The following is a 22,472-nucleotide window of genomic DNA, read 5'->3' on the forward strand; positions in this document are numbered from 1 at the left end:
GCAGGCGGGCTAGCTGCTGGTGGCCGGAAGCTTCTTCGCGGCCAGCGGGACCAGGCTTTTCACGGCGTCCGCGGCGCGGGCGGTGCTGCTCGCCGTGACCTGCAGGCCCGAGAGCACGTGCCCACCCGCGAGCAGGACCGTGCACGTCGTCCCCTGGCACCAGCCTTGCGCGGCGTCCGCGGGGCTCGGCAGCGCGACGGCCAGCTTCTGCCCGTCGCAGCGCACCGCGCCGAGCACGTCGCTCGCCGGGCGGTCGAGGTAGCCCGTCACCTGCTGCATCAGCGACGAGCCGCTCGAGTAGGTCCAGCTCGCGCCACGCGGGTCGCCCGAGGGCACGGCGTTGAAACAGTCGCCGTTCTCCGCCGGTGTGTTCGCGGGCTTCACGCCTTCGCGCGCCAGATCGTCCTTCGTCAGCACCGCGGCGCTGACCTCGGCGGCGACGGCGTTCTGCGCGCTCGCCGCCGGGTTCACGCCGGTACCGGTGACGCCGGGCGCCGCGGCCGGCGGCGTGGTCGACGCGGGCGAGCCGACCGGCGGGTCGTAGTAGGTCTCCAGATCGTTGGGACGGTCGGCGCAACCGGCTAGTCCGGTCAGCAGAACCGCGGCCAGGACCAGTTCCCGCCCGTGACGCACCCTGTGGCTCCCCTTCGTGTTCCGGCAGTGGCCGCCGACACTAGCGGAAACGCTTACCGCCAATGCAGAGAGGATCGCCGACCCCAGTACTCACCCGGCGGCTGGGCCAAAGTCGCCAGCGCACGCAACTCGCCCTCGGCCAGGCTGATCTTCGTGGCGGCCAGGTTCGCGGCCAGCTGCGCGGTGCTCGAGGGACCCACGAGCACCGTGTCCGCCCACGGCCGCGCCAGCACCGCCGCCACCGCGACCGCGTCCGGACCGACGCCGTGCCGTTCGGCGATGCGGCCGAGCACCGCCGACGGCTCCGCCACGAGCCGGCCGTTGGCCAGGGTTTCCTTCACCAGCACCAGGTTTCCGGCCTCATGCGCCTCGGCCAGCGCCCGGCCCGCCGACGGTTCGAGCAGGTTCCACGTCGACTGCACCGCCGTGAACACCGGCCGCCCCGCGATCTCCAGGTCGAACGCGCGCCGGATCACCGCGCTCTGCCGTGGACCCGACGTGGAGAATCCGACGCGCACCCCGTCGTCGGTCAGCGCGGACAGAGCGCGCAGCAACGGCTCGTCGGTGAACAGCGGGCTGTCCATGGTCAGCGAGTGCACCTGGTAGAGATTGATCGACGAGCCCAGCAGTGCGCGGCTTTCCGACCACTGCCGGGAGAAACTGCTCGCCGAATGCTCCTTGACCTCGTGCATGGCCGCGTCCATCCGCCACGCGCCCACGTAGGTGTAGCCCCACTTGCTGGACACCGTCAGATCTGGGTGGCTGCGCTCGGCGAGCCAGCCCGCGAGGAACTCCTCCGCCCGGCCGTAGGAACGCGCGACGTCGATCCACCGGACCCCGGCGCGATACGCGGCGTCCAGCACCGCGTACGTCGCCCGGCGCATGGACTCGACGTCGCGGTCCGCCGGCAGTTCCTTCTCCCTGCCCAGATTGATGTAGGCGGGCCGCCCGAGCGCGGCCAGGCCGACTCCGATTCGCAGGGTTTCCCCCTCTCTCCGCGGTTCTCACCGCTGCCGAACGCGGAGACCCTATCCTGCCGCGCCGTGTAGGACGTTATACACCTGAATCGCGCTGGCGGAGGATCTCCAGCCACTGCGCGGAGTTCAGCGCCTGCCGGTGCAGCTTCTCCAGCCGCGCCGCGGGCGCCCGGACGTATCCCTTGCCGAAGACCGGCGCGATCTGCCGCAGGCTCGCTCCCTCTTCACGCGCGGCGAGCAGCGCCCAGTCGGAGGCGTCCGCGCACGCCGCCGAGGCGCGCCGCAGCTCCCCCAGCACGGCGATCAGATCGTCGGCGCTCACCGTTCCCGCCCGGACCGCGGCCGCGGTCTCCTCCAGCCAGGACAGCACGTCCCCGGCCGTGATGGGTGCACGCGGGCGCGCGTCTTCGGATTCGCTCACAGCCGTGGAGTATAGGGCGTTATACAGCTCGCAGGCATCCCGACACGCGGCGGGGCCGCCGACCCTGGCTTGGATCGGCGGCCCCGCTGGGAATCGCTGTTACAGGTACTGACCGGTATTGGTCGCCGTGTCGATGACCCGGCCGGAGTCCTGGTTCTTACCGGTGACGAGGGTCCGGATGTAGACGATCCGCTCCCCCTTCTTGCCGGAGATCCGGGCCCAGTCGTCCGGGTTCGTCGTGTTCGGCAGGTCCTCGTTCTCCGCGAACTCGTCGACGATCGCGTCCAGCAGGTGCTGCACGCGCAGGCCGGGCTGCTTGGTCTCCAGCACCGACTTGATCGCCGACTTCTTCGCCCGGTCCACGATGTTCTGGATCATGGCACCCGAGTTGAAGTCACGGAAGTAGAGGATCTCCTTGTCCCCGTTGGCGTAGGTGACCTCGAGGAACCGGTTCTCGTCGGTCTCCTCGTACATCCGCTCGACCGTGTGCTGGATCATCGCGTCGATCGTGGCCTGGGAGTCTCCGCCGAACTCGGCGAGGTCGTCGGCGTGGATCGGCAGACCCGAGGTCAGGTACTTCGAGAAGATGTCCTTGGCACCCTCGGCGTCCGGACGCTCGATCTTGATCTTCACGTCCAGCCGGCCCGGTCGCAGGATCGCCGGGTCGATCATGTCCTCGCGGTTGGAGGCGCCGATGACGATGACGTTCTCCAGCCCTTCGACACCGTCGATCTCCGACAGCAGCTGCGGCACGATCGTGGTCTCCACGTCCGAGGACACGCCGCTGCCACGCGTACGGAAGATCGACTCCATCTCGTCGAAGAACACGATCACGGGGGTGCCGTCGGAGGCCTTTTCCCGTGCCCGCTGGAAGATGAGCCGGATACTGCGCTCGGTCTCGCCGACGAACTTGTTCAGCAGCTCGGGGCCCTTGATGTTGAGGAAGTAGGACTTCGCCTCCGCGGCGGCGCCCTCACCACCCCTGGCCTCGGCGACCTTCTTCGCCAGCGAGTTGGCCACGGCCTTCGCGATCAGCGTCTTACCGCAACCGGGAGGACCGTAGAGCAGCACGCCCTTCGGCGGCCGGAGCTCGTACTCGCGGTAGAGGTCGGCGTGCAGGAACGGCAGCTCCACGGCGTCGCGGATCTGCTCGATCTGCCGGAAGAGGCCACCGATGTCCTCGTACCGCACGTCCGGGACCTCTTCCAGCACGAGGTCCTCGACCTCGGCCTTCGGGACCCGTTCGTAGGCGTAGCCGGCCTTGGAGTCGACCAGCAGCGAGTCACCCGCCTTCAGCGGCTGCTCGGCCAGCGGGTCGGACAGCCACACCACGCGTTCCTCGTCGGCGTGCCCGACGACGAGAGCGCGCGACGGCCCGCTCTCCACCTCGGGTGCGAGCACCTCGCGGAGCGCGCACACCTCACCGGTACGCTCGAAGTCGCCGCCCTCGACCACCGTGAGCGCTTCGTTGAGGCGCAACGCCTGGCCTCGGCGCAGGGTTTCGATTTCCACCGCCGGGGACACGGAGACCCGCATTTTGCGGCCCGCCGTGAACACGTCCACGGTGTTGTCCTCGTACGCCTGCACGAATACGCCGTACCCGCTGGGCGGCTGGGCGAGCCGGTCCACCTCTTCGCGAAGGGCGAGCAGCTGCCCGCGGGCCTCGCGCAAGGTCTCGACCAGTTTGCTGTTCCGCTCCGTGAGCTGGGCAACCCGTTCGGAAGCCTCGGCGAGGCGTTGCTCCAGCACCCGGTTCTGGCGTGGGGATTCGGTCAGCTTCCTCCGCAGCAGTGCTACTTCCTCCTCGAGGAAACGCATCTGCCGCGCTTGTTCGTCCGGCGTCGTTCCAGCTCCAGTCGTCTCTGAAGGGTCGGCTTCTTCATGCCGACCTCCGGGAAGGTCGTGTTGCATGTCGGCACCTCCTCGGAGTGCTTTTCATCCACGGTACCGGCGATCACCGACATGAAAAGGCCTATCCGCATCACAGGATCGGCGCGTCGCACCGGATGCATGAACAAACGCGTAACGCAAGCGCCCGTCACGGTGCTAGGTGGACCGGTGAGAAAACTACTCTCGGTAGAGCCTTGACCACTCTGTGCGGCCGCTCGGGCTGTGCACCCTTCACCCATGTCACGACCACCCAACCAAGGCTTTACAGGACGTTCATGTGAGGCTTCCCCTTCGGAACGTGTTCAAACCAGCGGAAAACGTGTCCAAGAAGAAGCTTTCCGTTGGCGTGGCAAGATCTCCGCCCACGAGGCGAACCGGAACCACCGCCGATGCGTCGAACCAGGCATTCGGATCTTTCACGACGAGAGGGCAGCCACTCATGACCTACCCGCCCTACGGGCAGCAGCCGGGCCAGCCCGGCCCCTACCCGCAACAGGGGTCCTTCGGCCAGCAGCCGCCCAGCGGGTTCCCGCACAGCGGCCCCCAGCCGCAGCCCGGCTACCCGGGGGCGCAGCAGCCCGATCCGTGGGCCCAGCAGCCCGGCTACCAGGGCGGGCAACCGGACCCCTGGGGTCAGCAGCCCGGTGCGTTCGCCCAGTTCCCGGGCGGTGAGGGCGCCGCGCCGCCCAAGAAAAAGAAGACCGGCCTGATCATCGGCATCGTCGTCGCGGTCGTGGTGCTCGTCGGTGGTGGCGTCACCGCGTTGCTGCTGCTCACCGGCGGTTCGGGCGGCGTGGCGGACAAGACCGCCGATCCGAAGTCGCTGGCACAGGCCGCCGTCGAGACGGTCAACAACCGCGACGCCAAGGGCTACGCCGCCCTCGTCTGCACCGTGCCCAAGCAGTCCGAAGTCGACGATCTGCAGAAGCAGTGGGCCGCCAACACCGACCAGAAGGCGAGCGTCACCGGCGACCCGCAGATCACCGGGACCACCGCGAAGGTGCCGGTCACCGTCACGATCAACGGGAAGACGCGCAGCAACGACATCCTGATGAAGCAGCAGAACGGCAAGTGGTGCGTCGAGGAATAGCCTGACCGGCCGGCCAGGCCGGGCGCTCAGCCCCGGCTCGGCCTGCGCTGCTGGCGCGGCGGCGTGACGCCGTCGGCCAGCCTGCGCGTGGTCAGCAGGAACGCCGTGTGCGCGACCATCCGGTGTTCCGGCCGCACCGCCAGGCCGACGACGTGCCACGGGCGCATCAGCGTCTCCCACGACTCGGGTTCGGTCCAGCACTTCTGCTCGCGCAGCGCCTCGGTGACGGTGGACAGCTGGGTCACCGTCGCCACGTAGATCACGAGCACCCCGCCGGGCACCAGGTTCTCGTGGACGGTGGGCAGCACCTCCCACGGCGCGAGCATGTCCAGCACGACGCGGTCCACCTCACCGGTGTGCGTGGCCAGGTTCGCGACGTTGAGGGTCCAGTTGGCGGGGCGCTCCTCGAAGAACCGCTCGACGTTGCGCACCGCGTGCTCGGCATGGTCCTCGCGCACCTCGTAGGAGGTCACGCTGCCCTGCGGCCCGACCGCGCGCAGCAGCGAGCAGGTCAGCGCGCCCGATCCGGCACCGGCCTCGAGCACCCGCGCGCCGGGGAAGATGTCGCCCCACATCACGATCTGCGCCGCGTCCTTGGGGTAGATGACCTGTGCGCCGCGCGGCATCGACAGCACGTAGTCCGCCAGCAGCGGCCGCATCGCCAGATACGACGTGCCGCCGGCGGAGGTGATCACCGACCCCTCGGGAACGCCGATGAGGTCGTCGTGGCGCAGCGCGCCGCGGTGCGTGTGGTACTCCTCCCCCTCGGCCAGCACCAGCGTGTAGTGCCGCCCCTTCGGATCGGTCAACCGCACCCTGTCCCCTGGGCGGAACGGCCCGCTCACCCGCACTGAACCTCCACGATCGTCGCCCTACGCGGCGATCGATACTCGCAGATCAGCCCCGGCGCGGACTCAGCGGGGACGCCGGTTGAGCGCGGCGCGCAGATCCTCGCGCCGCAGCACGCCCGCGGGCCTGCCCTCGTCGTCGACGACCAGGAACTGCCACGCCGCGGTCTCGCGCACCCGTTCGGCGATGTCCTCGCCCGGTTCCGAGGCCAGCAACACGGTGTCGGCGCGGATCGGTTCCGCGGCCAGTTCCGCCGGAGCGTGCGGCGACTCCGCCGCCAGCCGCTCGGCGTCGGTCTCGTCGAGCAGCCCCGCGGCGACCCCGTCGGCACGCACCAGCACCACGCCACGGCCCGCGGACGCGGCCAGCGCGTCCGACACCGGGCTCTCCGCGGGCAGTTGCAGCACCGGGCGGACGAGGTCGGTCACCGACAGCCCGTCGGGCCACGTCCTGTTGCTCTCGGCGGCCAGCTCGCCACCGGCGCCCATCACCACGAACCAGGCGGTCACCAGGCAGACCCCGAGCCGCAGCCAGCGGTCGGCGCTGCCGTCGATCATGCCGATCAGCGCCCACAGCAACAGCGCGACCGCGACGAGACCACCACCGAACACGGCGGCCTTCGTGCCGCGCGCCCGGGTGCCGGTCAGCGCCCACACCCCCGCGCGCAGCAGCCGCCCGCCATCCAGCGGCAGGCCCGGCAGCAGGTTGAACACGCCCACCGCGAGGTTCGCGACCGCGCATTCGGCGACGAGCAGCCACGCGGCCGAATCGCCCGGCACGGCGAGCAGCAGCACCCCGCAGAACGCCGCGAGCAGCACCGACACGATCGGTCCCGCCGCGGCGACGAGGCCTTCCTGCCTCGGCTGCTTGGGAGTTCTGGACACTTCGGACAGACCGCCGAGCAGGAACAGCCGCAGCCTGCGCACCGGGATGCCCAGCCGCAGCGCCACGACGGTGTGCCCGAGTTCGTGGGCCAGCACGGACAGGCCGAGCAGGACGGCGAACGCCGCCGCCAGTGTCCAGGACGTGGCCGGGCCCGCGCCCGGCAGCAGGCGGTCCACCATCGGCGCGTACAGCACGATCACGACCAGCGAGCCGATCCACCACGACGGCGCCAGCAGCACCGGCACCTCGCGCACCCGGAACAGCAGCAGCCCGCCGTCGGCGGTGGTGAGCACGCGCCGTGGGCTGCTCTGCTGCGGGTGATGGCTGGTCGCGGACATGCCCCAAAGCGTAGAACGACCCATGTAGGACTTCCGTCATGGCAACCCGTACAGGTGGCGATGACGGCGTGTGGCGTTCCCGGAAGTGTCGGAGTGCTCCCTTAGAGTGCGGGGCATGGCACAGATCGCGACGGAAGAGGCGCAGCCCGGCTCCCGCACGGCGGCGCGGCGCCCGGCGTTGTCGCCGTCGAGGGCGAGTGACTTCAAGCAGTGCCCGCTGCTCTACCGCTTCCGCGCGGTGGACCGCTTACCCGAAGTCCCCACGAAGGCCCAGCTGCGGGGCACGCTCGTGCACTCGGTGCTGGAGCGGCTGTTCGCGCTGCCCCAGCACGACCGCCTGCCCGGCCGCGCCAGGGAGCTGCTGGCACCGGCCTGGTCCGAGCTGACCGGCGAACGCCCGGAATGGGCCGAGCTGTTCGCCGGCGAGGACGACGCCCAGGTGGCGGAGTGGCTGTCCAGCGCGGAAAAGCTGCTGGACAGCTACTTCGCGCTGGAGGACCCGCGCCGGCTCGATCCGGAGGCGTGCGAGCTGCACGTCGAGATCGAGCTGGACTCCGGGGTGCGGCTGCGCGGCTACGTCGACCGGCTCGACGTCGCGCCGACCGGCGAGATTCGGGTGGTGGACTACAAGACCGGCACCGCGCCGAGGGAGATCGGCGAGGCCAAGGCCATGTTCCAGATGAAGTTCTACGCGGTGGTGCTGTGGCGGCTGCGCGGCATCGTGCCCCGCCAGCTCAAGCTCATGTACCTGACCGACGGGCAGTCGCTGGCCTACACGCCCGACGAGCCCGAGCTGCGCCGCTTCGAACGCACGCTGGAAGCGATCTGGCAGGCCATCCTGAAGGCGGGCAGGACCGGCGACTTCCGGCCCAGCCCGAGCCGCCTGTGCGACTGGTGCGCGCATCAGTCGCTGTGCCCGTCCTTCGGCGGCACACCGCCGGACTATCCCGGCTGGCCCGAACCGGACCCGGGCGAGGAGACCCCGTTGGACAGGGCGGACTGACCATGGCCGAGACCGCGCACGCAGCGGAGATGACGCGGGAATCTCCGCGCAGCAGAACCGGTGGGGTGCGGGAGCTCCCGCCCGCGTTCTACCTGCCGCTGGGTGAGGACAGGTTCCAGCCGACCGAGCACACCTCGGGCCCGTGGTCGCCGGAGGCGCAGCATTTCGGCCCGCCCTCGGCGCTGCTGGTCCGCGCGCTGGAGGCACTGCCGTCGTCGTGGCCGAACGTGCTGGCCAGGGTCACGATCGAGATCCTCGGGCCCGCGCCGCTGACGGAGCTGACCGTGCGCTCACGCGTCGAGCGGCCGGGGCGCTCGGTGGAGTTGCTGAGCGCCGAACTCGCCGCCGGGCCGCGCGCGGTCGCGCGGGCCTCGGCGTGGCGCATCACCACGACCGACACCCACGAGATCGCGAGCGCGGCCGCGCCGCCGTGGCCCGAGCCGGACGAGTGCCCGCCGTCGCGCTGGCCGGAGGGCTGGTTCGGCGGCTACCTCTCCGCGATGGAGTGGCGCACCGTCTCCGGCGACATCGTCGAGCCGGGGGCCGCGGGGGTGTGGGCGCGGCAGCGGGTGGCACTCGTCGACGGCGAGGAGCCCAGCGCGCTGCAGCGGCTGTTCACCGTCGCCGACTCCGGCAACGGCATCTCCAACTCGCTCGATCCCGGCCAGTGGTGGTTCATCAACAGCGAGCTCACGGTGCACGTGCACCGGCCGCCGGTGAGCGACTGGATCGGGCTCGACGCGGCCACGGTGATCGGCCCGCACGGGGTCGGCACGGCCACGAGTACGCTCCGCGACCTGGCGGGGCCGATGGGAACCGGCGCACAGGCACTGATGGTCCGGACACGCTAGCCAGGTCCCCCAGGTGCGCGCTGAGATCCACTAACCTGACCCGGAACGACCAACACCTGGGAGCGCTTGAGTGCAGATCACCTCGGTGGTCAACCAGAAGGGCGGCGTCGGCAAGACCGCGCTGAGCGTGGGCTCGGCGGCCGCGCTCGCGGAGCGCGGCCTGCGGGTCCTGCTGATCGACCTCGACCCGCAAGGCCACGCGACGACGGAGATGCTCGGGCTGCCCGAGGTCCCGCCGCAGTCCCCCAGCCTGGCCAAGGCGCTGACCAAGACGTGGAAGGGCCCCGTCGAGGACCTGGTGGTCACGCATCCGCGCAGCAATGTCGGCCCGGGCGGCACGCTGGACGTGATCCCGACGTCGCCGGGGATGTTCGACCTGATCCGCAGGCTGGACAACTTCCGGGTGCCGGGCTGGCAGCTGGCGCGGGTGATCCAGTTCGCCAACTACGACCACGTGATCATCGACTGCCCGCCCGCGCTGGACCTGCTCACCAACAATGCGCTCGCGGCCACCCATGGGATCCTGGTCCCGGTGCAGCCCGACCGCACCAGCATCCGGGCGCTGCGGCTGCTCAACGACCAGCTCGGCTACGTGCGGGAATCGGTCCAGCGCGAGCCGATCCCCTACTTCGGCGTGGTACCGGGCCTGTACAGGCGGCCGATGTCGACCTACGCGCAGGCGGCACTGGCCGAGCTGCAGGAGTTCGGCTACCCGCTGCTGTCGCACGTGCCGCTCGGCGTCGTGATGAACGAGGCCGCCGCCCACGGCACCCCGGTCACCACGTACGCGCCGGAGACCACGCAGGCGGTGGCGTTCCGGCAGATCGCCGAGATCCTGGAGGGCTACCGCACGCGCTACCCGGCCCCCGCGCCCGTACCGGACGCGGACGAGTTCGTGTTCGAGGACTTCATCACCGAGGTCGCCCAGACCCGCAACGACAACGACAACGGCGCACGCAAGAAGCTCTACGACCTGCTGCCGAAGAAGCCGCGCGGTTAGAGCAGCCCGACCACCCACACGATCAGCGACAGCGACACCATCGCGACCAGTGTGGAGACCAGCACGCAGTCGCGCACGAACCGGGAGTCCAGTTCGTACTGGCTGGTCGCGATGAACACGTTCTGCGCAATCGGCAGGGCCGCCGCCACCACGGTCGCGAGCAGCAGCGGGCGCGGCAGGCCCAGCAGCAGCCCGGCGGCGAGCGTGATCGCGGGCTGGGCGAACAGTTTGAGCCCCACGACCGACGCCAGTTCCCACCGCCGTCCGGCGCCGCCCGGCGCCATCGGCGTGCTGGGGTTGAGCGACATGCCCAGTGCCAGCAGCGCCACCCCCACGCCAGCGCCGGCGAGCAGGTGCACCGGCTGCATCACCAGTGCGGGCGGGCGCAGTCCGGTCGTGCCCGCCAGCACCCCCAGCATCGAGGCGGCGATCACCGGGGTCCGCACCGGCAGCAGCGCGAGGGTCTTCCACCGGGCGGTATCCGGGGCGCGGGCGTCGGTCTCCAGCAGCGCGAGCATCGAGGGCATCATGAACAGTGTCTGCGCGAGCAGCACCACCACGATGAACGTCGAATCACCGAGCACCTGCACCGCGACCGGGATCCCCAGGTTGCCCGCGTTGGCGTAGCACGAGGCCATCCCCGACACGGCCCATTCGGACAGCTTCCGCCGGAACACGAACCGCGAGATCGTGAACCCTGCCACCGCCGCGGCAAGCGTCCCCGCGGCGAACGAGATCACGCCCTTGTTGAGCAGCGCCGAGAACGGGGTGTTCAGCAGCGTCGAGAACAGCACCGCGGGCATGGCGACGTTGAACGTCAGCTTCGTGAGCACCTGGTCCGCGCCGGGCCCGAGCAGCCGGAACCTGCTCAGCAGGTACCCGAGCCCGGTCAGCGACCAGATCGGCACGAAGGCGGGCAGCACACCGCTCACGGCGCCGCCGCCGCGGTCACAGCCGGCAGGAGCGGATGTCCGAGGCCAGCACCGCCTTGGCGCCGACCTCCGCCAGCTCGTCCATGATCCGGTTGACTTCCTTGCGCGGCACCATCGCCCGCACCGCCACCCAGTCCGCGTCGGCCAGCGGGGCGACCGTGGGCGACTCCAGCCCCGGCGTGATCGCGACCGCCTTGTCGAGCAGCGTGCGGGGGCAGTCGTAGTCGAGCATCATGTACTGCTGCGCGAACACCACGCCCTGCAGCCGGGCGGTGAGCTGCGATTTCGGCTTCGAGGCCGGTGCGCCGGCGCGCTGCACGAGCACCGCCTCGGACACGCAGATCGGGTCACCGAAGGCCACCAGCCCGTGCTGCCGCAGCGACCGGCCGGTCTCCACCACGTCGGCGATGGCGTCGGCGACACCCAGCTGCACCGAGATCTCCACCGCGCCGTCGAGCCGGATCACCTCGGCCGTGACGCCGTGCGTGGCCAGATCGTCGCGGACCAGGTTCGGAAACGACGTGGCCACCCGCTTGCCCGCGAGGTCGGCGGGTTTCCACTCCTGGCCGACCGGCGCAGCGTAGCGGAACGTGGACGCGCCGAAGCCGAGCGCGAGGGTCTCCTCCACCTGCGCGCCGGAGTCGATCGCGAGGTCCCGGCCGGTGATGCCGAGGTCCAGTTCGCCGTTGCCGACGTAGATCGGGATGTCCTTGGGCCGCAGGAAGAAGAACTCGACCTCGTTGGCATGGTCGAGAACGGTCAGGTCACGGTCATGACGCCGGCGGTAGCCCGCCTCGCCGAGCATCTCCGACGCCGGCAACGCCAGCGCTCCCTTGTTCGGCACCGCAACCCGCAGCATGCCCCTACTCCTCATCCGTCACAGATAGCGGTAGACGTCCTCGGCCGTCAGACCACGTCCCAGCATGAGCACCTGCACCCGGTACAGCAGCTGCGAGATCTCCTCGGCCAGCCGCTCGTCGCTTTCGTGCTCGGCCGCGATCCAGACCTCGCCCGCCTCCTCGAGCACCTTCTTGCCCTGCGCGTGCACGCCCGCGTCGAGCGCGGTGACGGTGCCCGAGCCGGCCGGGCGGGTGCGTGCGCGCTCGGTCAGTTCGGCCCACAGCTCATCGAAGGTCTTCACGGTCTGTAGATCCTTCCATCCGCCTCCCGGGCGGAGCGATCCGGGCCGTGCGCAGTGGCGTGCCGGTCACACGGTGCGCCCCCGTGCGGGGAAAGGTTGACATCGGGAGCGAATTCCACTTGCCTTAAATTGCCACGCCCGGAACTGATGAGAATGGAAAGAAGTGAGATGGCCAACCAGGAGTCACGTGCCGGAAACGTTCGCGAAACTTCCCACACGCCGGGGAAGATCGAGATCAGACTCCCCAGGCCATCGGACCGGCTCGATCAGGACGCCGAGCACTGCTCCGTTCGCGTGAGCGGAGAATGGCAGGACATCCGCTTCCACGATTACGACCGGATTTACCGCATTCCCGGACTGTATGAGCAGCTCTTCCACGATATTCTCCAATGTTCCTCGCCGGATGTCATCGGCAAGCTGCTCAAGGAGCAGCTCCAGGAGCGCGGCTTCGAGCCGCAAAGCCTGCGGGTGCTCGATCTCGGCGCGGGCAACGGTCTGGTGGGCGAGCAGTTGCACAGGCTGGGCCCCGATCTTCTGGTCGGCGTAGACATCATCCCGGAGGCACGGGAGGCGGCGCTGCGCGACCGGCCGGGCACCTACGACAGCTATCACGTCGCGGACGTGACCGAGCTTTCCCCGGCACTGAAGGCAGAACTCACCGCGGCGCGGTTCAACACGCTGTGCTGCGTCGCCGCGCTCGGCTACGCCGACATCCCGCCCGCCGCGTTCCGGGCCGCGTTCAACCTGATCAGCGACAACGGCTGGATCGCGTTCAACATCAAGGACCGGTTCCTTTCCGAAGACGACACCTCCGGTTTCGCCGCGCTGATCCGCAGGCTGCGCGAGGCAAACGTACTGGAACTGCTCACCTCCGAGCGCTATCAGCATCGCCGGAATGTCAATGGCGAACCGTTGTACTACGTTGCTCTCGTCGGACGGAAACACCGCGACATTCCCGAGGAATTCGTCCGCTAGCGACAATTCCGGGAATTCATTGCCCGGCCGCGTGGATTTCCGCCAGCGCGATCGCGTCGACGCCCACGAGCGACGTGCGGAAAATCCGGCCCGGCCCGGGGGCGACCGGGACGTCGTTGGGCACGACGAGCACCAGGCAGCCCGCCGCCACGGCCGATTCGGTGCCGGGCCGGGAGTCCTCGACGGCCACGCAGCGTGCCGGCTCGACTCCCAGCAGCCGGGCCGCGCGCCGGTACGGCTCGGGATGCGGCTTGTTGCGCCCGTCCACCTCGTCGCCGCACACCGTGACGTCGAAGAACTCCCGCCCGATCGTGTTGAGCGCCAGTTCGGTCAGCGCGCGTTCGGTGGAGGTCACCAGCGCCGAGGGCAGGCCCGCGGAGCGCACGGCGGCCAGCGCTTCGCGGGCACCGGGCCGCCACGGCACGGCGTCGGCGAACAGGGTCGCCGTGCGGTCGCGGATCCAGGCACCCGTCGTGGCGACGGCGTCCGCGGTGGGCTCGTGCCCGGTGACCTCCAGCAGGTACCGGGCGGTCGCGTCCATGTTCGAGCCCACGAGGGTGAGGCGCTGCTCCTCGGTGAGCGTGCCGCCGAGCCATTCGGCGCTCTCGTAGAGCGCGACGTCCCACAGCTTCTCCGAGTCGACCAGCGTGCCGTCCATGTCCCAGAGCACGGCGGCCAGTCCATCCGCGGACGGCTCGGTCAAGGCGACCTCCTTCTCAGGTGTTGAAATACTTGGCTTCGGGGTGGTGGGCGACGATCGCGTCGGTGGACTGTTCGGGGTGCAACTGGAACTCCTCGGACAGCTTCACCCCGATCCGCTCCGGTTCGAGCAGCCCGGCGATCTTGGTGCGGTCCTCCAGGTCCGGGCAGGCGCCGTAGCCGAGGGAGAACCGGGCCCCGCGGTAGCCGAGCTTGAAGTACTCCTCGATCGCGGCGGGGTCCTCGTCGGCGACCGCGACGCCGGTACCGAACCGCAGTTCCTGCCGCACCCGGCGGTGCCAGTACTCGGCCAGCGCCTCGGTGAGCTGCACGCCCAGACCGTGCACCTCCAGGTAGTCGCGGTAGGCGTTGGACGCGAACAACTCGTTCGCGAACTCCGCGATGGGCTGGCCCATGGTGACCAGGGTCAGCGGCAGCACGTCGGTCTCCCCCGAGGAACGGGGCCGGAAGAAGTCGGCCAGGCACAGGAACCGGTCACGTTTCTGGCGGGGGAAGGTGAACCGGCACCGCTCCCCCGCGTCCACACGGGGTTCGTCGAGCACGACGAGGTCATCGCCCTCGGCCGCGCACGGGAAGTAGCCGTAGACCACCGCGGCGTGCTGCAGGATGCCCTCGGTGGCGAGCCGGTCCAGCCAGTACCGCAGCCGCGGCCTGCCCTCGGTCTCGACCAGTTCCTCGTAACTTGGGCCGTGCCCGCCCTTGGCGCCGCGCAGCCCCCACTGGCCCAGGAACGTGGCACGTTCGTCGAGGTAGGCGGAGTAGTCGGCGACCGGGATGCCCTTCACGACCCGCGTGCCCCAGAACGGGGGCGCGGGCACCGGCACGTCGGTCGCCACATCCGAGCGGGCGGGTATCTCGACGGGTTCCTCCCGGGCCTTGCGGGCCTCGGCGATCCGCAGCGACCGCTCCCGGCGGGCCTTGCGCTCGGCGCGTTTCGCCTCGGCCTCCGGGTCCACGGCCGGGGCCGCTCCCCTGCGCACGGCCATCACGTCGTCCATCAGGCGCAGGCCCTCGAACGCGTCCCGCGCGTAGTGCACCTGCCCCTGGTAGATGCCGGCGAGGTCGTTCTCGACGTAGGTGCGGGTCAGCGCCGCGCCGCCGAGCAGGACCGGCCAGCGGCCGGCGACCCCGCGGGAGTTCATCTCCTCCAGATTGTCCTTCATGATCACCGTGGACTTGACCAGCAGCCCGGACATCCCGATCGCGTCCGCGCGCTGTTCCTCCGCCGTCTCGAGAATCGCGGTGATCGGCTGCTTGATGCCGAGGTTGACCACCTCGTAGCCGTTGTTGGACAGGATGATGTCGACCAGGTTCTTGCCGATGTCGTGCACATCGCCCTTGACCGTGGCCAGCACGATCCGGCCCTTGTGCTGGCGACGTCCTTCACTCTGCTCTTCGATATGCGGTTCCAGATGCGCCACCGCGGCCTTCATGACCTCGGCCGACTGCAGGACGAACGGCAACTGCATCTGCCCCGACCCGAACAGCTCACCCACCGTCTTCATCCCCGACAGCAGGGTGTCGTTGATGATCTCCAGCGGAGGCCGCTGCTCCATGGCCGCGTCGAGGTCGGCCTCCAGGCCGTTGCGCTCCCCGTCGACGATCCGCCGTTCCAGCCGCTCGAACAGCGGCAGCCCGGCGAGTTCCTCGGCCCGGGAGGCGCGGTTCGACGCCGCGGACACGCCTTCGAACAGCTCCATCAGCCGCTGCAGCGGGTCGTAGCCCTCGCGGCGCCGGTCATAGACCAGATCGAGCGCGGCCTCGCGCTGCTCGTCGGGGATGCGGGCGATCGGCAGGATCTTCGAGGCGTGCACGATCGCCGTGCTCAGCCCGGCCTCGACACATTCGTGCAGGAACACCGAGTTGAGCACCTGGCGTGCCGCGGCGTTGAGCCCGAAGGAGACGTTCGAGACGCCGAGCGTGGTCTGCAGGCCCGGGTAGCGCCGGGTCAGCTCGCGGATCGCTTCGATGGTTTCCAGTGCGTCGCGCCGGGTCTCCTCCTGTCCGGTCGAGACCGGGAAGGTCAGGCAGTCGACGATGATGTCCTCGACACGCATCCCCCAGTTCGTGGTGAGGTCCTCGATCAGCCGGGTGGCCACCCGGACCTTCCACTCCGCGGTGCGGGCCTGGCCCTCCTCGTCGATACACAGCGCCACCACCGCCGCGCCGTGCTCGCGGACCAGGCGCATCACCTTCTGGAACCGGGAGTCCGGGCCGTCGCCGTCCTCGTAGTTCACCGAGTTGACCGCGCACCGGCCGCCGAGGTGTTCCAGTCCCGCGCGGATCACCTCGGGTTCGGTGGAGTCCAGCATGATCGGCAGGGTGGACGCGGTCGCCAGGCGCGAGGCCAGCTCCCGCATGTCCGCCGTGCCGTCGCGGCCGACGTAGTCCACGCACAGGTCGAGCAGGTGGGCACCGTCGCGGGTCTGCTCCCGCGCGATCTCCACGCAGTCGGAGTAGCGGCCCTCCAGCATGGCGTCGCGGAACTTCTTCGAGCCGTTGGCGTTGGTGCGCTCGCCGATCATCAGCACCGACGCGTCCTGCGCGAAGGGCACGGCCTGATACAGCGACGACACCCCGGGCTCCGGCCGCGGCTCACGCGGGCGGCGTTCCAGGTCGCGCACCGCCCCGGCGAGTTGCCGGATGTGCTCGCCGGTGGTGCCGCAGCAGCCGCCGACCAGCCCGGCGCCGAAATCCCGCACGAAGCCCGACAGCGCCTCGGCGAGCCCTTCCGGCGAGAGCGGGTACACCGCGCCGTCCGGGCCCAGCTCGGGCAGGCCGGCGTTGGGCATCACCGACAGTGGCACCCGCGCGGTCTTGGACAGGGTGCGCAGATGCTCGCTCATCTCCGCCGGGCCGGTGGCGCAGTTGAGCCCGATGACGTCGATACCCAGCGGTTCCAGCGCGGCCAGCGCGGCGGCGACCTCCGTGCCCAGCAGCATGGTTCCGGTGGTCTCGACGGTGATCGACGCGATCACCGGCACCCGCCGCCCCTCCGCGGCCATCGCGCGGTGCGCGGCGACGATCGAGGCCTTGGTCTGCAGGATGTCCTGGGTGGTCTCCACGATCACCGCGTCCACGCCGCCGGCCAGCAGCCCGCGCACCTCCTCGACGTAGGCGTCGCGCAGCGCGGCGTACGGGGCGTGGCCCAGCGTCGGCAGTTTGGTGCCGGGACCGACCGAGCCGAGCACGAACCGCCGCCCGAACTCGTCGGCGGTCTCCCGCGCCAGCCGGGCGCCCGCCTCGGCCAGCTCGAAGATCCGGTCGGCGATGCCGTACTCGCCCAGGTTCGGCAGGTTCGCGCCGAACGTGTTCGTCTCCACCGCGTCCGCCCCGGCCTCCAGGTAGCCGCGGTGAATTCCGCGCACCACGTCCGGGCGGGTGAGGTTGAGGATCTCGTTGCAGCCCTCCAGGCCCGCGAAGTCGTCCAGGGACAGATCGTGCGCCTGCAACGCGGTGCCCATGGCGCCGTCGGCCACGACCACACGCGCGGCGAGGGCTTCCAGCAGCGGTGACGACACGTGATCCGGCATGTCATCAAGGCTACGGTCTCGGATGGCTGCCGCGGGTCGTAGGCTGGTCGGGTGAGTGACCCAGCCGACGCCAACGACAAGCCCCGGAACCCCGCCGAACCGTCACGGCCCGTGATGGTCGTCGCTTTCGAGGGCTGGAACGACGCGGGCGACGCGGCCAGTACGGCTCTGGAACACCTCCAGTTGAGCTGGGACGCCAAGCCGCTGGCCGAGGTCAGCCCGGACGAGTACTACGACTTCCAGGTCAGCCGCCCCACCGTGCGGATGGTGGACGGGGTCACCCGGCGTGTCGAGTGGCCGACCACGCGTCTGTCCGTGTGCCGCCCGCCCGGTTACGACCGGGACGTGGTGCTGGTGCAGGGCCCGGAGCCGAACATGCGGTGGCGCGCGTTCTGCGCCGAGATACTGGAGCACATCGAGCAGCTCGACATCGAAACCGTCGTGACGCTCGGCGCGCTGCTGGCGGACACGCCGCACACGCGCCCCGTGCCGGTGACCGGCACCGCCTACGACGCCGAAGCCGCCACCCGCTTCGGCCTCGAGCGCAGCCGTTACCAGGGCCCCACCGGGATCACCGGCGTGCTGCAGGACTTCTGCGTGCAGGCGGGCATCCCGGCGATCTCGATCTGGGCCGCCGTCCCGCACTACGTCTCGCACCCGCCCTCACCCAAGGCCACGCTCGCGCTGCTGCACAAGCTGGAAGACGTGCTCGACGTGGAGGTCCCGCTCGGCGCGCTGCCCGAGCAGGCCGAGGAGTGGCAGCGCACGGTCAGTGAGATGGCCGAGGAGGACGAGGAGATCAGCGACTACGTCCGCTCGCTGGAGGAACGCGGCGACGCCGAGGTCGAGATGACCGTGGACGAGTCCAGCGGGGACAAGATCGCCGCCGAGTTCGAGCGCTACCTGCGGCGGCGCCGCCCCGGCCAGGAGGGTCCTGGCTCGACCGCCCGGTAAGGGCGTGTCCGGGATCAAGACGCGAAACGTGCGGGCGCCAAGTGCCGCGCTGTACGTGGGCGGCCTGCTCGGGCCGTTCGGTGCCGGCGTGGTGTCGTCGATGCTGCCGGAGCTGAGCGGGAGCTACGGCGTTTCGGCGGACACGGCGGCCTCGTCGCTCACCGCGTATCTGCTGCCGTTCGCGCTGGTCATGCTGTTCTCCGGAACGCTGGGTGAACGGTGGGGCCAGGTGCGCACGATCCGCGCCGCCTACGCGGGCTACGTACTGGTGGCGCTGCTGGCCGCGCTGGCGCCATGGTTCTGGCTGTTCCTGGCCGCCCGCGGCCTGCAGGGTGTGGCGAACGCGTTCACCACTCCGCTGCTGCTGAGCAAGCTCGCGCAGATCACCCCGGCGCACCGGCTCGGCCGCGCGCTGGGCACCTACGGCGCGATGCAGTCGATCGGCCAGACCTCGGCGCCGCTGGTCGGCGGGCTGGCGGCGGAGCGCTCGTGGCAGTGGGCGTTCCTCGGGATCGCGGCCGTGGCCGCGGTGCTCACGCTCATCCCGCTGCCGCCGGACGAGCGCGCGGCCGGAGGTGAGCCGGCCAGGCTGCGGGACGCGTGGCGGCCCGCGGTGCTGTGGAGCGGGCTGATCATCTTCCTGGCCTGGGCGTGCCTCGCGGGCCTGCCGTTCCTGGTCGCGTTCCGGCTGGACGACCTGTTCGCGCTCAGCCCGGCCGCGCGGGGCCTGGCGCTGACCGGGTTCGGCATCGCCGGGTTCCTGACGGCGCCGCTGGTCGGGGTGCTGGCGGACCGGTTCGGCGCGAAGGCGGCCGTCTGCGCGGGCCTGGCGCTGGGCGCGGTCGCGGTCGGCACGATCGGGCTGTCCGGGCCGCTGCCGGTGGTGGTCGTCGCGTGGGCGGTCGGCGGCGTGTGCGGGCAGCTGGTGCTGGTGGGCACCAACTCGCTGGTGCTGCGCGGCTCCGGCGGGCGCGGTGGCGCGATCTCGGTGGTCACCGCGCTGCGGTTCCTCGGGATGTCGGCCTCGCCCGCCGCGTTCACCTCGCTCTACCGGCACGACCCCGCGTTGGGCTTTCTCGTCCCGGCGGCGGTGCTGGTGCTGACCGCGCCGGTCGCCGTGCTGCGGCCCCGCTCACAGGATCTCGCGTAGCGGCACCGGGCCGCGGGCACGCTTGCGCCATTCGCGCGGGTAGCCCAGCGAGACCTCCTCGAAGCGGACGCCGTCGGCGTAGGTGGTGCGCGGGATGTGCAGGTGCCCGAACACCGCGACCTCGGCCCGGTAGCGCAGATGCCAGTCGGCGGTGCGCTCGGTGCCGCACCACATCGCGAACTCCGGCCAGTGCAGCGGCGCGGTCGGATGCCGGTGCAGCGGCCAGTGCGACATGAGGACGGTGCCGTGGTCCTCGGGGATCGCGGCGAGCCGCTCCTCGGTCAGCTTGAGCCGCTGCGCGCACCAGTCCTGCCTGCTCGGGTGCGGGTCGGGGTGCAGGTAGAACTCGTCGGTGCACACGACGGCGGCCTCGCGGGCCTGGTCGAGCGCCTCTTCCAGGGAGACGTCCTCGGCCTGCGGGGTGCGCCAGCTGTAGTCGTAGAGCAGGAACATCGGCGCGATCGTGAGCGGTTTCGGCCCGTGCTCCCACACCGGATACTCGTCCTCGGGGGTGAGCACGTCCAGTTCGCGGCACCGGTCGACCAGATGCCGGTAGCGGGCCTCGCCGCGCAGCTGTACCTCGTCGCGGGTGGTGGTCCACAGTTCGTGGTTGCCCGGCACCCACACCACCTTCGCGAACCGCTCCCGCAGCGTGGCCAGGGAGTCGGCGATCGCCCCGACGCGCTCGGCCACGTCTCCGGCCACGAGCAGCCAGTCGTCGGGTGAGCGGGGCACCACCTCGTCCAGCAGCGGGCCGTTGCCCTTGTGTGTCACGTGCAGGTCGCTCGTCGCGTAGAGGGTCGGCACGCCTCAACCGTAGCCCGACGCCAGGTGCGGCCCGGCCTGCACGTCAAGGCCGCTGCGGACAGCGCACACTCGCGCTCGCGACGTCGCGCTACAGCTCGATGCCGAGCAGGGCGTCCACCGCGGTCCGCGCCTCCGCCGGGGCGGCGGAGTCCGTGCCGGCGCCACGCAGGGCCTCGGCCACCCACCCGTCGACGGCGGCCAGTGCCTTCGGCGTGTTCAGATCGTCGGCCAGGTGGTCGCGCAGCCGCGCGATCACCTCGGCCGCCGGCGGGGCGGCGTCGAGCGTGACGGCCGAGCGCCAGCGCTCCAGCCGCGCCTCGGCGTCGGCGAGCAGGTCCGCGGTCCACGTGCGGTCCTCGCGGTAGTGCCCGGCGAACAACGCGAGCCGGATCGCGCCGGCGTCCACGCCGTCGGCCCGCAGACGTGAGACGAACACCAGGTTTCCCCGCGACTTCGACATCTTCTCGCCGTCAAGGCCGATCATCCCGGCATGCACGTAGTGCCGGGCGAACGGGTGCTCACCCAGGAGCGCCTCGGCGTGCGCGGCGCTGTACTCGTGGTGCGGGAAGATCAGGTCCGACCCGCCGCCCTGCACGTCGAAGCCCATCCCGAGCCGGTTGACCGCGATCGCACTGCACTCGATGTGCCAGCCGGGGCGGCCCGCCCCGAGTTCGGACTCCCATGACGGCTCGCCGGGCCGCGCGCAGCGCCACAGCAGCGCGTCGAGCGGATCGCGCTTGCCGGGACGGTCCGGATCGCCGCCGCGCTCGGCGAAGAACTTGGCCATCGTCCGGGCGTCGTAGCGGGACTCGTAGCCGAAGCGGCCGGTGGCGTTGTGATCGAAGTAGACGTCGGGGTACTCGGCGTCCTCGGCGCGGTAGGCCGAGCCGTCGGCCAGCAGCTTCCCGATCACCTCGATGATCTCCGGGATGCTTTCCACCGCGCCGACGAACTGGCGCGGGGGCAGCACCCGCAGCGCCTCCATGTCCTCACGGAACAACGCCGTCTCGCGCAGCCCGAGCACGATCCAGTCGTCCTGGTCGCGCTCGGCGCGCTCCAGCAGCGGCTCATCGATATCGGTCACGTTCTGCACGTAGTGCACGTCGCGCCCGTTGTCCCGCCACACCCGGTTCACCAGGTCGAACGCGAGGTAGGTCGCGGCGTGCCCGAGGTGCGTCGCGTCGTAGGGCGTGATGCCGCAGACGTACATGCGTGCCGTCTCGCCGGGCGCGGTGGGGCGGATCTGCCCGGCGGCCGTGTCGTACAGCCGCAGGGGGCGCGGCGTTCCCGGCACGCGGGGCAGGGTGACCGATGACCAAGTCTGCATACCCTCCACCCTAAGTGCCGGTTCCACCACCTCGTCCGACCGGTGGGACGATCCAGGTCAGCCCGCGGTCAGCGCGCGCAACCGGGCGATTCCGCCGAAGAAGGAGTCCTGGTTGCCCGGCAGCGGACCGGTGACGCCCGACTGCCAGAATCCCGCGGGCCAGCCACCGGGAAGCTCCCCCATGGTCGTGTTGTAGCGCGCGAGCCACAGCACGTGGTCACGGGAGAACGCGGGGCTGTCGCCGGTACACGCCCGCCACCACCTCGTCGAGGTGTAGATGATCGGCGTGTGCCCGCTGCGCCGGGCCATCTCGGCGCTGAAGTCCTTGATCCAGGCCACCATGTCCGCGGGCGCGAGGCCGTAACAGGGCGGGACGTTGTCGGTGTCCTCCATGTCCAGGGTCGGCGGCAGCGTCATACCGTCGGAGAACCACTTGCCGTCGTGGTCGTGGAAGTACGCGGCCTGCTGCGCGCCGGTCGACTTGTCCGGCCGCGCGTAGTGGTAGGCACCGCGCAGCAGGCCCGCGGCCTTGGCGCCGCGGAACTGCGCGAGGAAGTTGGGGTTCTGATAGCCCACGCCCGCGGTGTCCTTGACGAACGCAAACGTCGCACCGGCCGCCTTCGCCGCGGCGAAGTCCGGCATGCCCTGCCAGGAACTGATGTCGAAGCCTGCCAGTGGCGCCGGGTCGGCGTGTGCCGTCGTCGCGGGCAGCAGTGTCGCGGCACAGGCCAGCGCCGCGGCGGCAGCGGCGCGCTTGAGAATGCGGGTCAGCACGGACGCAGACGCTAGATCAACTGCGCTCGTCCGGCCTGCCGGCGGCGCGAGAACCGACCGGTCGGGTGATCAAAAGTTGAACGTGCGCGCCCTCGGAACAGCGCGGTCACACCCAGCGGGGCCTCGAGGAACGAGATCGCCGGCACCATGCCCGGCCACCGGAACGTGACTGCGCCGGCGAGGCCGGATGCGGTCGTGCTCAGGCCTCGACGGTACAACCCG

At 70.6% G+C, this 22,472-nt stretch carries 21 protein-coding genes; 7 read left to right on the plus strand and 14 right to left on the minus strand.

Translation table 11 applies throughout. The annotated features are described in order from the left end of the window. Positions 1-9: 9 nt before the first annotated feature. From HFP15_RS06660 to arc, 4 genes are all read right to left on the minus strand, one after another. Positions 10-633, minus strand: a complete 624-nt coding sequence (locus HFP15_RS06660) for a hypothetical protein (RefSeq protein ID WP_312871492.1) — start codon at positions 631-633, stop codon at positions 10-12. A gap of 53 nt (positions 634-686) precedes the next feature. After that, positions 687-1,517, minus strand: coding sequence for an aldo/keto reductase (locus HFP15_RS06665; RefSeq protein ID WP_246271481.1), 831 nt, complete (start codon positions 1,515-1,517; stop codon positions 687-689). Positions 1,518-1,686: 169 nt separating this feature from the next. Then, positions 1,687-2,031 carry a hypothetical protein gene (locus HFP15_RS06670; RefSeq protein ID WP_168512603.1) on the minus strand — a complete coding sequence of 115 codons (345 nt, stop codon included), beginning with the start codon at positions 2,029-2,031 and terminating at the stop codon, positions 1,687-1,689. 99 nt (positions 2,032-2,130) lie between these two features. Next, on the minus strand, positions 2,131-3,942 hold the full coding sequence (gene arc / locus HFP15_RS06675) for a proteasome ATPase (protein ID WP_168512605.1): 1,812 nt from the start codon (positions 3,940-3,942) through the stop codon (positions 2,131-2,133). A gap of 418 nt (positions 3,943-4,360) precedes the next feature. On the opposite strand from arc, the gene HFP15_RS06680 reads away from it, so the two are divergent. Beyond that, on the plus strand, positions 4,361-5,011 hold the full coding sequence (locus HFP15_RS06680; protein ID WP_168512607.1) for an Rv0361 family membrane protein: 651 nt from the start codon (positions 4,361-4,363) through the stop codon (positions 5,009-5,011). Between the two features lie 26 nt (positions 5,012-5,037). Here HFP15_RS06680 and HFP15_RS06685 read toward each other — a convergent pair whose 3' ends face one another. Next, the gene (locus HFP15_RS06685) at positions 5,038-5,862 is read right to left on the minus strand and encodes a tRNA (adenine-N1)-methyltransferase (protein ID WP_168512609.1); all 825 of its coding nucleotides are present in this window, start codon (positions 5,860-5,862) and stop codon (positions 5,038-5,040) included. Between the two features lie 63 nt (positions 5,863-5,925). Then, a complete protein-coding gene (locus tag HFP15_RS06690) occupies positions 5,926-7,083 on the minus strand; it encodes a site-2 protease family protein (RefSeq protein WP_168512611.1) in 1,158 nt (385 codons plus the stop codon). A gap of 115 nt (positions 7,084-7,198) precedes the next feature. On the opposite strand from HFP15_RS06690, the gene HFP15_RS06695 reads away from it, so the two are divergent. The 3 genes from HFP15_RS06695 to HFP15_RS06705 all read left to right on the plus strand — a co-directional run bounded on the left by HFP15_RS06695 (position 7,199) and on the right by HFP15_RS06705 (position 9,937). Further along, the gene (locus tag HFP15_RS06695) at positions 7,199-8,086 is read left to right on the plus strand and encodes a RecB family exonuclease (protein ID WP_168512613.1); all 888 of its coding nucleotides are present in this window, start codon (positions 7,199-7,201) and stop codon (positions 8,084-8,086) included. A 29-nt stretch (positions 8,087-8,115) separates the two neighbouring features. Then, the gene (locus tag HFP15_RS06700) at positions 8,116-8,937 is read left to right on the plus strand and encodes a thioesterase family protein (RefSeq protein ID WP_168513189.1); all 822 of its coding nucleotides are present in this window, start codon (positions 8,116-8,118) and stop codon (positions 8,935-8,937) included. A gap of 70 nt (positions 8,938-9,007) precedes the next feature. Then, positions 9,008-9,937 carry a ParA family protein gene (locus HFP15_RS06705; protein WP_168512615.1) on the plus strand — a complete coding sequence of 310 codons (930 nt, stop codon included), beginning with the start codon at positions 9,008-9,010 and terminating at the stop codon, positions 9,935-9,937. Here the strand turns inward: HFP15_RS06705 and HFP15_RS06710 are convergent. Genes HFP15_RS06710 through HFP15_RS06720 form a run of 3 tightly spaced genes read right to left on the minus strand, consistent with a single transcriptional unit; the run spans position 9,934 to position 12,010 of the window. Continuing rightward, the gene (locus tag HFP15_RS06710) at positions 9,934-10,869 is read right to left on the minus strand and encodes an AEC family transporter (protein WP_168512617.1); all 936 of its coding nucleotides are present in this window, start codon (positions 10,867-10,869) and stop codon (positions 9,934-9,936) included. The genes HFP15_RS06705 and HFP15_RS06710 overlap by 4 nt on opposite strands. 16 nt (positions 10,870-10,885) lie before the next feature. After that, positions 10,886-11,728: an ATP phosphoribosyltransferase gene (gene hisG / locus HFP15_RS06715; RefSeq protein ID WP_168512619.1), complete on the minus strand. Its 843-nt coding sequence runs from the start codon at positions 11,726-11,728 to the stop codon at positions 10,886-10,888. An 18-nt stretch (positions 11,729-11,746) separates the two neighbouring features. Then, positions 11,747-12,010 carry a phosphoribosyl-ATP diphosphatase gene (locus tag HFP15_RS06720; RefSeq protein WP_168512621.1) on the minus strand — a complete coding sequence of 88 codons (264 nt, stop codon included), beginning with the start codon at positions 12,008-12,010 and terminating at the stop codon, positions 11,747-11,749. A 129-nt stretch (positions 12,011-12,139) separates the two neighbouring features. Here HFP15_RS06720 and HFP15_RS06725 point away from each other — a divergent pair, with 129 nt between their 5' ends. Continuing rightward, positions 12,140-12,985: a class I SAM-dependent DNA methyltransferase gene (locus HFP15_RS06725; RefSeq protein ID WP_246271482.1), complete on the plus strand. Its 846-nt coding sequence runs from the start codon at positions 12,140-12,142 to the stop codon at positions 12,983-12,985. Between the two features lie 16 nt (positions 12,986-13,001). Here HFP15_RS06725 and HFP15_RS06730 read toward each other — a convergent pair whose 3' ends face one another. Both HFP15_RS06730 and metH read right to left on the minus strand, forming a co-directional pair. Next, complete coding sequence (locus tag HFP15_RS06730; protein ID WP_281355509.1) at positions 13,002-13,688, minus strand: HAD family hydrolase; 687 nt, start codon at positions 13,686-13,688, stop codon at positions 13,002-13,004. A 13-nt stretch (positions 13,689-13,701) separates the two neighbouring features. Beyond that, a complete protein-coding gene (metH, locus tag HFP15_RS06735; protein WP_168512623.1) occupies positions 13,702-17,238 on the minus strand; it encodes a methionine synthase in 3,537 nt (1,178 codons plus the stop codon). Between the two features lie 51 nt (positions 17,239-17,289). Between metH and HFP15_RS06740 the strand changes: the two genes are divergently transcribed. Next, positions 17,290-18,192, plus strand: a complete 903-nt coding sequence (locus tag HFP15_RS06740) for a PAC2 family protein (protein WP_168512625.1) — start codon at positions 17,290-17,292, stop codon at positions 18,190-18,192. 28 nt (positions 18,193-18,220) lie between these two features. After that, positions 18,221-19,342 carry an MFS transporter gene (locus tag HFP15_RS06745; RefSeq protein WP_312871493.1) on the plus strand — a complete coding sequence of 374 codons (1,122 nt, stop codon included), beginning with the start codon at positions 18,221-18,223 and terminating at the stop codon, positions 19,340-19,342. On the opposite strand, the gene HFP15_RS06750 is transcribed toward HFP15_RS06745, so the two are convergent. The 3 genes from HFP15_RS06750 to HFP15_RS06760 all read right to left on the minus strand — a co-directional run bounded on the left by HFP15_RS06750 (position 19,325) and on the right by HFP15_RS06760 (position 22,250). After that, complete coding sequence (locus tag HFP15_RS06750; protein WP_168512627.1) at positions 19,325-20,149, minus strand: metallophosphoesterase family protein; 825 nt, start codon at positions 20,147-20,149, stop codon at positions 19,325-19,327. The genes HFP15_RS06745 and HFP15_RS06750 overlap by 18 nt on opposite strands. A gap of 88 nt (positions 20,150-20,237) precedes the next feature. Beyond that, positions 20,238-21,476 carry a cysteine--1-D-myo-inosityl 2-amino-2-deoxy-alpha-D-glucopyranoside ligase gene (gene mshC / locus HFP15_RS06755; protein ID WP_168512629.1) on the minus strand — a complete coding sequence of 413 codons (1,239 nt, stop codon included), beginning with the start codon at positions 21,474-21,476 and terminating at the stop codon, positions 20,238-20,240. 57 nt (positions 21,477-21,533) lie between these two features. Next, the gene (locus tag HFP15_RS06760) at positions 21,534-22,250 is read right to left on the minus strand and encodes a GH25 family lysozyme (protein ID WP_312871494.1); all 717 of its coding nucleotides are present in this window, start codon (positions 22,248-22,250) and stop codon (positions 21,534-21,536) included. Positions 22,251-22,472: the final 222 nt, after the last annotated feature.

It is taken from the genome of Amycolatopsis acididurans (assembly GCF_012328925.1).
Classification (GTDB): Bacteria; Actinomycetota; Actinomycetes; order Mycobacteriales; family Pseudonocardiaceae; genus Amycolatopsis_E; species Amycolatopsis_E acididurans.

Bases quoted from the DNA above. Each gene is read 5' to 3' on its own strand.
- HFP15_RS06665 (WP_246271481.1), bottom strand. From the start codon at position 1,517: ATGCGCCGGGCGACGTACGCGGTGCTGGACGCCGCGTATCGCGCCGGG.
- arc (WP_168512605.1), bottom strand. From the start codon at position 3,942: ATGCAACACGACCTTCCCGGAGGTCGGCATGAAGAAGCCGACCCTTCA.
- HFP15_RS06680 (WP_168512607.1), top strand. From the start codon at position 4,361: ATGACCTACCCGCCCTACGGGCAGCAGCCGGGCCAGCCCGGCCCCTAC.
- HFP15_RS06690 (WP_168512611.1), bottom strand. From the start codon at position 7,083: ATGTCCGCGACCAGCCATCACCCGCAGCAGAGCAGCCCACGGCGCGTG.
- HFP15_RS06695 (WP_168512613.1), top strand. From the start codon at position 7,199: ATGGCACAGATCGCGACGGAAGAGGCGCAGCCCGGCTCCCGCACGGCG.
- HFP15_RS06700 (WP_168513189.1), top strand. From the start codon at position 8,116: ATGACGCGGGAATCTCCGCGCAGCAGAACCGGTGGGGTGCGGGAGCTC.
- hisG (WP_168512619.1), bottom strand. From the start codon at position 11,728: ATGCTGCGGGTTGCGGTGCCGAACAAGGGAGCGCTGGCGTTGCCGGCG.
- metH (WP_168512623.1), bottom strand. From the start codon at position 17,238: ATGCCGGATCACGTGTCGTCACCGCTGCTGGAAGCCCTCGCCGCGCGT.
- mshC (WP_168512629.1), bottom strand. From the start codon at position 21,476: ATGCAGACTTGGTCATCGGTCACCCTGCCCCGCGTGCCGGGAACGCCG.